11 protein-coding genes are annotated in these 10046 nt (G+C 44.1%); 5 read left to right on the forward strand and 6 right to left on the reverse strand.

The window, feature by feature from the left end; genetic code table 11:
• Nucleotides 1-378: 378 nt before the first annotated feature.
• Nucleotides 379-1137 carry an imidazole glycerol phosphate synthase subunit HisF gene (hisF, locus tag FTT75_RS08750; RefSeq protein WP_005095173.1) on the reverse strand — a complete coding sequence of 253 codons (759 nt, stop codon included), beginning with the start codon at nt 1135-1137 and terminating at the stop codon, nt 379-381.
• Between the two features lie 113 nt (nt 1138-1250).
• Here hisF and FTT75_RS08755 point away from each other — a divergent pair, with 113 nt between their 5' ends.
• The 3 genes from FTT75_RS08755 to FTT75_RS08765 are packed head-to-tail and all read left to right on the forward strand — an operon-like array spanning nt 1251 to nt 3277.
• Nucleotides 1251-2198, forward strand: coding sequence for a homoserine kinase (locus FTT75_RS08755; protein WP_180186263.1), 948 nt, complete (start codon nt 1251-1253; stop codon nt 2196-2198).
• A 36-nt stretch (nt 2199-2234) separates the two neighbouring features.
• Entirely contained in the window at nt 2235-2861 is a 627-nt protein-coding gene (locus FTT75_RS08760; RefSeq protein WP_005173140.1) for a DUF1294 domain-containing protein, read from the forward strand.
• Nucleotides 2862-2881: 20 nt separating this feature from the next.
• Nucleotides 2882-3277: a hypothetical protein gene (locus tag FTT75_RS08765; RefSeq protein WP_005095179.1), complete on the forward strand. Its 396-nt coding sequence runs from the start codon at nt 2882-2884 to the stop codon at nt 3275-3277.
• 356 nt (nt 3278-3633) lie between these two features.
• Here FTT75_RS08765 and FTT75_RS08770 read toward each other — a convergent pair whose 3' ends face one another.
• Nucleotides 3634-3993 carry a helix-turn-helix domain-containing protein gene (locus tag FTT75_RS08770; protein ID WP_180186264.1) on the reverse strand — a complete coding sequence of 120 codons (360 nt, stop codon included), beginning with the start codon at nt 3991-3993 and terminating at the stop codon, nt 3634-3636.
• A gap of 125 nt (nt 3994-4118) precedes the next feature.
• On the opposite strand from FTT75_RS08770, the gene FTT75_RS08775 reads away from it, so the two are divergent.
• The gene (locus FTT75_RS08775; protein ID WP_180186265.1) at nt 4119-5420 is read left to right on the forward strand and encodes an APC family permease; all 1302 of its coding nucleotides are present in this window, start codon (nt 4119-4121) and stop codon (nt 5418-5420) included.
• Between the two features lie 40 nt (nt 5421-5460).
• Complete coding sequence (locus FTT75_RS08780) at nt 5461-6867, forward strand: FAD-binding oxidoreductase (RefSeq protein WP_180186266.1); 1407 nt, start codon at nt 5461-5463, stop codon at nt 6865-6867.
• A gap of 71 nt (nt 6868-6938) precedes the next feature.
• On the opposite strand, the gene FTT75_RS08785 is transcribed toward FTT75_RS08780, so the two are convergent.
• From FTT75_RS08785 to FTT75_RS08800, 4 genes are all read right to left on the reverse strand, one after another.
• Entirely contained in the window at nt 6939-7850 is a 912-nt protein-coding gene (locus FTT75_RS08785; protein WP_074383905.1) for a DMT family transporter, read from the reverse strand.
• A gap of 64 nt (nt 7851-7914) precedes the next feature.
• Entirely contained in the window at nt 7915-8649 is a 735-nt protein-coding gene (gene hisA / locus FTT75_RS08790; protein WP_074383906.1) for a 1-(5-phosphoribosyl)-5-[(5-phosphoribosylamino)methylideneamino]imidazole-4-carboxamide isomerase, read from the reverse strand.
• A 199-nt stretch (nt 8650-8848) separates the two neighbouring features.
• A complete protein-coding gene (locus FTT75_RS08795; RefSeq protein WP_180186267.1) occupies nt 8849-9619 on the reverse strand; it encodes a hypothetical protein in 771 nt (256 codons plus the stop codon).
• Nucleotides 9620-9811: 192 nt separating this feature from the next.
• Nucleotides 9812-10046: IS30 family transposase (locus FTT75_RS08800; protein WP_180186268.1), on the reverse strand; the 235-nt coding region annotated here is incomplete at its 5' end.

The following is a 10046-nucleotide window of genomic DNA, read 5'->3' on the forward strand; positions in this document are numbered from 1 at the left end:
ATCGGTCAAAATAGAGCGATCTTGTTCATCCTCATACTGGGGTGAATATTGAAAGAAAATAACGTCCTTTATATTTAAGCTGCTCAGCACTGGAAAGCTTCGCCTTGTCCGGCGGCTATTGATCAATAACAATCCCTAAACATCATTTTGAACATACCAGCCCTTTTCTATTAACTCTTTCTTGTCGTGTTTGCTGTTCTACTTTAATCCACAGAACGATGGATATACTTTTTCAAAGCAGTCATCATTAGAGCAAACCCGAATGTGCCACAGATGATGAGAGTATTTTCCAAATGATTTATTGCCTAGGCTTATCCTGTAGAAATAAAAAAGAGCATCGTTGTGATGCTCTTTTTTAAATACCAATTCGTTTTTGAATTAAAGGCGCATTTCAATGCCTTGCGCTGCCATATAGGCTTTGGCTTCAGGAATGGTATGTTGACCAAAGTGGAAAATTGACGCTGCCAATACTGCATCAGCACCGCCATGAATAATCCCGTCCGCCAGATGTTGTAAATTTCCTACACCGCCAGAGGCAATAGTCGGTACAGTGACGCGGTCATTGATAGCACGCATCAGGGCGATGTCATAACCGGCTTTGGTGCCGTCGGCATCCATTGAGGTAATCAGGAGTTCACCTGCGCCGTAATTGGCCATTTGTTCTGCCCATTCCAAGGCATCAATGCCGGTCGGTTTGCGGCCGCCGTGGGTGAAAATTTCCCATTTATCTTCGCCGGTTTTTTTGGCATCAATGGCGACCACGATACATTGTGCGCCAAAACGTTGTGATGCTTCTTGGACAAATTCCGGATTAAATACTGCTGCCGAGTTGATGCTGACTTTATCTGCACCAGCATTGAGTAGCAAACGGATATCTTCGACTTTACGCACACCGCCACCGACCGTCAGGGGGACGAAAACCGATTCAGCCATACGTTCTACAGTACGGTAAGTGGTGTCGCGTCCATGATGTGTAGCGGTAATATCAAGGAAAGTAATTTCATCGGCACCTTGTTCGTTATAACGACGTGCGACCTCAACTGGGTCACCTGCATCACGAATATCAAGGAATTGAACACCCTTGACCACACGACCATTATCAACGTCGAGGCAAGGAATAATACGTTTAGCTAGCATAAATTTTTCCAATTATTACAGCCGATTATGAAACTCACCCACGCAAGCGCTACACCTTGGCAGATGGAAACGGTATTCTAGCAAAATTATGTAAGTTTTTTCGCAGGTTTTCTATGTCGGTTTATACCACTTTGACTTTAAAGGAAGTTCAGGATTTTGCAGCGCCCTACGGTTTAAAGGCGGTTGATCTGATTCCGATTCAAGGCGGTATTCAAAATACCAACTATTTTTTGGTCTGCGAAGACGCACACTATGTGCTGACCGTGTTTGAGGATATGGATGAACAGGCGGCAGGGGAACTTGTGCCTGTATTACAACATTTGGGCAAAGCAGGCTTGGCCGTTCCGGTGCCTTTATCGCATTCAGGCAAGGCTATTCATAGTATTAAAGATAAACCGGCACAGATTGCACCGCGCCTATTGGGTGAGCATCCCATGCCATCGACCGTGGCACAAGTTGAAGCGATTGCTATCGCTCAGGCAAAAATGCATGTGGCATTGCAGGACTTCAAATTAGAACGTAATTTCGTGCGTGATCATGCCTATTGGCTGACCGTGTCCCAAGAAATCAAACCAAGTTTAAGTCCGGCCGATAAAGTGTTGCTCGGCAAGCTTTTAGGCCTGTATGACGCTTTAACAGCAGTCTATCCAGATCGTCCACGTGGCTTTATTCATTCCGATCTGTTCCGGGACAATACCTTATTTGATGGTGATCAACTCAACGGTATTCTGGATTTTTATGAACTGAATAAAGATGAATTTTTATTTGATATCGCGATTACTTTAAATGACTTTTGCACCAACTATCCGGATGTCACTTTAAACGAAGAAAAAGCCATTGCCTTTTTAAATGCCTATGAATGCGTCCGCCCCTTAACAGCAGATGAAAAATCATGTTTAGAGTTGTACTTGGCCATGGCCGCAGGACGTTTCTGGATGATGCGTTTACAGGTGGCACAGCGTAACGCGGCACTGGGTCGTACTGGCGAAGATATTTTGCAAAAAAATCCAGTCGAGATGCGTAATATGTTGATTGAGCGATTAAAATTCGTTACAGCTTAAATATTTAAAATTTATAAAGACAAAAGGACAGGGGATATGCGCGATCAGGGACGTTTAGTAGAGTGGTTTGATGACAAGGGTTATGGCTTTATTCAGCCCAATGATTCGGCCAAAGATCGCGTATTTCTGCATATCAAGGACTTTGCCAAGCAAGGTCCGCGTCCGATCGTCGGCTGTGCCTTAGAGTACACGGTCATTTTAGATGAGCGCGGACGATACAAAGCACAGCAGGTCATGTATCTGAAAGCATCGCAAACCAAAACGTCTCAGGCTAAATTCAAACCCTACAAGCAACAGCAGTCACAGAAATTACAACCGATGCAGATTGCCTGTGTGGTTTATATTCTGTTGCTGACCGCATTGACTTTGGGCGGTCTGCTCAGTGGACTGGTCTTGTTGCTGATCAGTTTGATGAATGCATTGAGTTACTGGTTGTATGCGCAGGACAAGGAAGCGGCGCAATCGGGTAAGCAACGTATTCCGGAAAATACCCTGCATCTGGTGGCTTTTTTAGGTGGTTGGCCAGCAGCCTGGTTAGCCCAGCAAAAACTGCGACATAAAACACAAAAACAACCGTTCCGGCAGATATATTTTTGTACTATAGCCTTTAACATCATTTTGATTATATGGCTAATTTCCCCATTTAACAGTTTAAATATTTAGGGGAAAGATCAGGAGGGGACGTGAACTATTCCATTGATAAAGACCCAAATCGCACACTGACTTTTGCACTGTACATTTTATATATTGTGGCCATTTTTAGTGCTGGCCTCTTGGCTGTCGTGGCGTTGATCATTAACTATGTCAAACGTCGCGATGTACGTGGTTCAATTTTTGAAAGCCACTTCACCTGGCAGATCCGCAGTTTCTGGTGGTATCTGGTCTGGAATATCATTGCCTTTATTCCATTTTTGTTTCTGTTCTTTACTGGCGAAGATCCGAACCTGTTTGCAGGCGTGGCATTTGGTGCATCCGCTTTCTGTTTGTTGGTGGTCTTTCTGGCCTGGATCTGGATTGTGTATCGGGCGATTCGTGGCATCATGCGCTTGAATGACAATCGACCGATGTATAAATCCTAAATTTTATTGTAGAAAAAGCAGCCAAAGTGCTGCTTTTTTATGCCTCATGCAATAGAACGGATTCCATCTGTCTGCATAGGCTGAAAAAAATTACCAACTCGCACCACTTTTATTCAAGCTTGCTCCATTTTAGGGAGCAATTCTTATCATCATTGAACATAATGACGAACATTGCTAAACATTTTTAATTTTATAAATTTACATTTTTAATATTTAAACTTTACTTTTTTGTTTTATAGATTTACTTTTTTAATAAATATAGTTTACGTTTTTAATAAAATAAACTTACATTAATGTACATTTATTTTTTTAAATTTAACGGGTCGAATTATTTTATTGTCGGGCTCATTTTTAATTTAAGAATAAAAGCGACCACGACGGCGACGCATGCCTAAAACATGAATAGCACGCACCAAAACCGCATAAGAAACTGCATAACCAAAGCGCTGTTCAAATATTGGAACCAAATCACTAATATTTTGAAATTTTAAAGATCTTACAAACACTTGAAATTTATTCCAATCTTTAATATGGCCCGGTGCACCGCGGTTTTTTACAGGTTTCTGGACCAAGTCGCCAGTTTCTTCTTCAAGGCGGATCCATGCATCCAGAGTCACCCGAGAGATGCCAAATTCTTTACAGACAGCCACCTTGTAATCGGTCTTTTTATACATCTGAATGGCTGCAATTCGAGTTTCTAAATTGTACTTTGGCATTTTTCATCCTCACTCAATTTATTTATATTTTTATTATATGGCATAGTCATTGCAATTGAACAAATAACGAAAATAAATAATGTTCAGGTGACATCAATGGAAAAAGCACAAGTTGCTTTCAAAAAATGTCTTTGTGGCAGGTCGTGATCATTGGTGTGGCATATATGACCCCGATGGTTGTTTTTGATACCTTTGGGATTGTTTCCGGCATCACTGAGGGACGTGTTCCACTCGCGTATATCCTTGCCTTAGGTGCCATGCTGTTAACGGCATTCAGCTATGCGCGATTTAGTCGCCAGACAGAAAAACCGGGCTCGGCTTATACTTATACGGCGGAATCTTGCGGGCCGAAAGCCGGTTTCTTTGTTGGCTGGTGTGCCTTAATGGATTATATATTGCTGCCGCTCGTGAATGCTTTACTGGCCGGGATCTATTTGGAAGCCCTGATTCCAGGCGTGCCATATTGGGTGTGGGTCTGTATCTTTACCGGTTTGGTGACCCTGATTAACTGTTTCCGCATTAATATCTTGGCGAACTTAAGCCTGGTTTTTGTGGTGGCTCCCTTGATTTTAATGCTGCTGTTTATCTATCTGGTGATCAAGGGCATAGGTACGGAGCAAGGTTATCATTACGTCCTGACCATGACGCCATTATTGAACGGTGATAGCAGTATATTGCCGTTAATTGCCGGGGCATCAATTTTATGTTTCTCGTTTCTGGGCTTTGATGCCGTGACGACAATGTCACACGAAACTAAAGACCCGAAAAAAAATATTCCACGTGCTGTAATGCTGACCACGTTGACAGGCGGGGTGATTTTCTTCTCGGCATCGTGGTTTATCCAGTTGTATTTCCCCAGCAATGTCCGCTTTAACAACCCCGATGAAGCATTGCCTGAAATTGTGATGTATGTCGGTGGGGCACTATTTCAGGCGGTGTTCCTCTGCGCGCAAATCATGAATACCTTTGCTTCAGGTTTGGCGACTCATGCCAGTGCCTCGCGTTTAATCCATATCATGGGACGTGACGGAATTTTCCATAAAGGCACATTCGGTCAAGTGCATAACAAGTTGGGTACACCACTTTATGCCGTGCTGTTCATTGGCTTAACTTCACTCCTCGCCATCAGCCTTGATCTTGCGACAGTGGTGAGTATGGTGAGTTTTGGTGCCCTGATTGCCTTTACTGCAGTGAATTTCTCGGTATTTGTAAAATTCTTTGTTCAGGACAAACAGCGTCAAGGCTTAAAAAATGTCTTCCTTAACTTGGTTTTGCCCCTGCTTTCGGTGGGCGTGATGTTGGGTTTATGGATCAACCTGGAAATGTCAGCTTTGATCTGTGGCTGTATTTGGCTCGCAGTAGGCGTGCTGCTCTATATGTATAAGCGTCTGCGTAAACAGAATATTGTGATTAGTAGTGCTTACTAAGATCGAATCAATTGTATTGAAGTAATAGTGAGAAGATGAAATGAATAAACCAAAATTTATTGAAGATGTCGAATTTAAAGCCAGTATTAATACACAGAGTGGCAAAGAGTGGAACTGGATTAATCCCAAACATGGCAATTTTGAACATCCTGCCAATTACTATGAAAGCTCACTCGAAACTGGGCATGCGTTTCCAGGTTTAAATGCCGATCTTGAATGTGATGTGGTGGTGATTGGTGGTGGTTTATTGGGTGCTTCGACAGCACTCCATCTGTCTGAACATGGCATAGATACCATTTTGGTAGAAAAAAATCGCATTGGTGGCGCTGCTTCAGGACGTAATGGTGGACAGCTCACACCAGGGCTAGCGCGTTGGGAAGCGTCAGAAATGATTGAGCATTTCAGCTATGCAGATGCAAAAAAACTCTGGCACTTTAGCTCTACTGAAGCGATGTCTTTAATTGATGACATTGCAGCAAAATACCAACTTGAGCTACAGCGTAAACGTGGACATATTACCGCAGCAGTGCATGAAGGGCACTTGGTTGGTTTAACTCAAGGGGCAGATGCACGTAAATTTTTAGGTGAAGACCACACCAAAATTGTCGGTGAGCATGAGCTGAAACAGCATATTGCTTCAGAGAATTATTGTGGTGGTCTAATTGACTCGCTGGGGGGACATATCCATCCACTCGCACTGAACCGTGGACTGGTTTATGGCTTCTGCCAAAACGGTGGACAGGTGTTTGAGCAAACTGAAGTGGTGTCAGTAGAAGAGCGTGAAGATGGGATTTATGTCACGACCATAAGTGGCGTAGTAAAAGCGCGTAAGAGTGTGGTCATGGGCGTACATCATGCTTCGTTTAAACTGCTGCAAAAGAACAATCAGACCACAATTCCATTTTATACTTACGTATGTACCACCGCGCCTTTAGAAGTAAGTTTAAAAGAGCTATTGCCAACCGATGCGCCTGTCTACGACACCCAGTTCCAGATTGATTATTACCGGGGTGTGTCTCAAAACCGAATTTTATTTGGTGGTGAAGGGACAGGTTCGTGTTGGAGTCCTGAAAAAACCCATCAGTATTTGTTAGGTCGAATTCAGCATGTATTCCCACAATTAAAACAGGTTGAGCTGGATTTTGTCTGGAGTGGAACCACGGATCTGACCATAAATGGTGCAGCCGACAGCCGTAAATTTGGCCATAAATTCCCGATTTATGCCGTGCAAGGCTGGAGTGGGCATGGTGTGGCGCAAACGGTGCGTATCGGTAAAGCGATTGCAGATAATTTCTGTGGCAAGGCAGATGATTTCAATATGCTGACCACTATTCAGCATCAGGATATATTGTTTGGTCGCACACTTGCCCCTGTGGTGATTCCAATTGCCAAAACTGCCTATGGACTGGGAGCATTGGTAAATCCGGGCAAGATGGTGTCTTTCTAAAATTAAATATAAAAAATTCCCCTTTCTTAAAAGGGGAATTTAGGGGGATTAAAAATAGGAAATTAAGTGATTTATTCTTTTACTTTCCGCTTTAAAAACTTCGGTTTCCATTCACTGGCAATTACGCCCAGTACCACCATCAATCCGCCCAACAGTGCCAGTGCAGGTAGGCGTTCTCCTGCAAGTCGGCCAAAAAGTGCTGCCCATACCGGTTCACCGGCATAGATAATTGCTGCCTGTGATGGAGCTACCCTACGTTGTGCCCAGTTCATAACCAGTTGAATCATCGCACTGGCAATGCCTAAACCGACTAAAATGCCTGCCAGATGCCAGTGAAATTCAGGTAGCTGAGATTCACCTAAAACAGGTGCAATCATAAAGCAGAACAAGGACGCAAAAATCAGTTGCAGCACTGTGACCCGGCGTACATTCACCTGCTCAGCAAAATAACTGATCAAAATAATCTCCAGGGCAATGGCAATGGAGCCAAGTAAAGTCAAAGTTTGTCCAAAACTGAGCTGAATTGCTGCAAAGCCATTACCAGTCAAAAACACTAACCCGATAAAGGCAAACAATGCCCCGATCCAGGTCATCACCTGTGGTTTTTGACCAAACAGCAGCCAGAGCAGGATTGGTACCAGTGGAACATACAAGGCGGTTAAAAAAGCAGACTCGCTGCTGCTAATCGTTTGCAATCCCACGGTTTGGGTGCCGTAACCGATGGCGATCATGATCCCAATCACCGCGCCGGCAATAATTTCCTTGAGGGTCATGCCTTTTAAAGATTTTAATGAGATCAGGGTCACGGCAATGGCGGCTGCAGCAAAACGCAGCCCAACAAACATAATCGGACTGCTAAAATTCAGCCCGTATTGTACGGTAATAAAACTGCCGCCCCAGATCAGGGTAATCAGAATTAAAGCAAGCTGCGGAAGTTTGGCTGCCAGAGCGGGAGAGCGAAAAGTGGAGATGAGGGTCGACATATCAGGAGATCGGAAAATAACAAATAAAAAAGAGGCCCGAAGACCTCTTGTGCAGCAGGCTTAATTATAGCGCCTGTTGTTCATCTAGCAATAACTGCGCTTCACGCAGGCTTAATGTACCTTCGTAAATGGCACGACCAGTAATAGCACCTAGAATGCCCGGCTGATCTTTCAGGTTACGGACGTCATCCATATTGGTTACGCCGCCTGAAGCAATCACAGGTAAACCTGAATATTGTGCCAGATTTACGGTTTGCTCAATATTCACACCCTGCATCATGCCATCACGGGCAATGTCAGTATAGACAATGCTGGATACGCCCGCATCGGCAAAACGCTTGGCCAGATCTGTCGCTTTGACATCCGTCACATTGGCCCAGCCATCGGTTGCCACCATGCCATTCATGGCATCAATGCCGACAATGATATGACCCGCGAATTTTTTGCATGCTTCTTCCACAAATTCAGGATCCTGAACTGCTTTGGTACCAATAATCACAAAAGATACGCCTGCTTGCAGATAATGCTCGATGGTTTCCATCGAACGGATACCGCCGCCAATCTGGATCGGTAAATCTGGCTGCGCTCTGGCAATGGCTTCAACCACTGGCTTATGGATAGGCGTACCTGCGAAAGCACCGTTTAAATCCACTAAATGCAAGCGGCGAGCGCCTTCATTTACCCAATGCTGTGCTGTTGCGACCGGATCGTCAGAAAATACGGTATCGTCTTCCATACGACCTTGTTTTAAACGGACACATTTGCCATCTTTCAGGTCAATTGCAGGGATGATCAGCATGCTTTCGCTCCTTGCTTAATCTTTAGAATGAATTTGAGTGAGTTCATCTTAGCAAATAAAGTCGAAATTTCTAACTCTTAAACAGTATCAATAAAGAAAACCTGTCCGAAGACAGGTCGCAGTCAGGTAATTTATTTTTATCCTTTTAATGATTCAGCGACTGCGCATACGATCTGCTTTATTTTCACTGGCACACTGATTAGACATAGCTATAAGTTTGAGACAGATGGTCTAGTGAATTGACTTGGCCCAGCTGCGCTCCCAACTCATAAAGTCCCTGATTGACTGTACTGACAGTTTCACCCACTAAACCGACCACCGTACCTGCAACTGGCAGGCTGGTCGCGACGTCCGTGACCGGAACAAGGTCATTGAGCAGGGCATCCAGTGTGCCCGATACATCCTGAATTACGCCGCCGACACTGGCGACCGGATTTTCTAGGGTATTGTTAATCAGCTCGAGTGGATTGATTGCTGCCACATATTGTCCGGTTTCATCAACCAGACCACTTAGATTGCTGCCAGTCTGCCCAACCGCGGTCACCACATCACCCAGGATCGGTAAGTTAGCCAATGGAGCAGTCAATGGAGCCGTAGCGGCAAGCACACTGTCCAGAATGTCAGATACACCCCCTAGACCCTGACCCAGCAGATCAGTCGTACCATTCAAGGCAGTATTAACACCGCCTGCTAAGTCTCCTGCAATCCACTGGTCCGAGATGGCATGTACACCTGCGCTGACGCCACTGACCAGACCAGTGCTGACATTCAGGATGGTCGATAGCAGATCTCCGACAACGGGCAGTGCACCGAGCTGAGCGCTAAGAGGCGTAGTCAGATCCGATACAGTTGATACCACTTCATCTACCACGGTGATCACCGTTTTAGTCAGCACACCCAGTGCTGTCGTAATCCCTTGCAGTGCCAGACTCAGCACGCCACTGATTTTTTCATTCAATAAACTGAACATGTGTATTAACCCTCTAGAACATGCACATCCTGATCGGATGATGAATAAGATGGCTCATGTTTTAGCAAATTTTTTAATAAAAAACAGAACGGAGAAACTGCAAATAGATCATGAAAAATAAAGAAATTATAAAAATTTGAATATATTCAAATTGCTAAGTTTGAAAATGGTTATTGTTTTAAAATGGCGGATTCAAGCGGCAAGTGCAACAGTATAAAAACCAGCCATAACTTCACTAGGCGTATACCAACCTAGTGTTTTTCTAGGACGATGGTTGAGTGCAAATTCTATCTGCTCTATTTGTTCGTTTGACACGTCATCAAACGATGATGATTTTGGCAGATATTGCCGGATTAAACCATTCGTATTTTCATTCCTTGCTCGTTGAATAGACTTGTAAGGATCAGCAAAATACGTATCTATGCCG

The sequence above is a fragment of the Acinetobacter sp. YH01008 genome (genome assembly GCF_013420435.1).
Taxonomy (GTDB): Bacteria; Pseudomonadota; Gammaproteobacteria; order Pseudomonadales; family Moraxellaceae; genus Acinetobacter; species Acinetobacter pseudolwoffii.

Coding starts and splice junctions, on each gene's coding strand:
- FTT75_RS08785 (WP_074383905.1), bottom strand. CDS start 7,850: ATGTCGACCCTCATCTCCACTTTTCGCTCTCCCGCTCTGGCAGCCAAA.
- hisA (WP_074383906.1), bottom strand. CDS start 8,649: ATGCTGATCATCCCTGCAATTGACCTGAAAGATGGCAAATGTGTCCGT.
- FTT75_RS08795 (WP_180186267.1), bottom strand. CDS start 9,619: ATGTTCAGTTTATTGAATGAAAAAATCAGTGGCGTGCTGAGTCTGGCA.
- FTT75_RS08770 (WP_180186264.1), bottom strand. CDS start 3,993: ATGCCAAAGTACAATTTAGAAACTCGAATTGCAGCCATTCAGATGTAT.
- FTT75_RS08780 (WP_180186266.1), top strand. CDS start 5,461: ATGAATAAACCAAAATTTATTGAAGATGTCGAATTTAAAGCCAGTATT.
- FTT75_RS08760 (WP_005173140.1), top strand. CDS start 2,235: ATGCGCGATCAGGGACGTTTAGTAGAGTGGTTTGATGACAAGGGTTAT.
- hisF (WP_005095173.1), bottom strand. CDS start 1,137: ATGCTAGCTAAACGTATTATTCCTTGCCTCGACGTTGATAATGGTCGT.
- FTT75_RS08775 (WP_180186265.1), top strand. CDS start 4,119: ATGTCTTTGTGGCAGGTCGTGATCATTGGTGTGGCATATATGACCCCG.
- FTT75_RS08755 (WP_180186263.1), top strand. CDS start 1,251: ATGTCGGTTTATACCACTTTGACTTTAAAGGAAGTTCAGGATTTTGCA.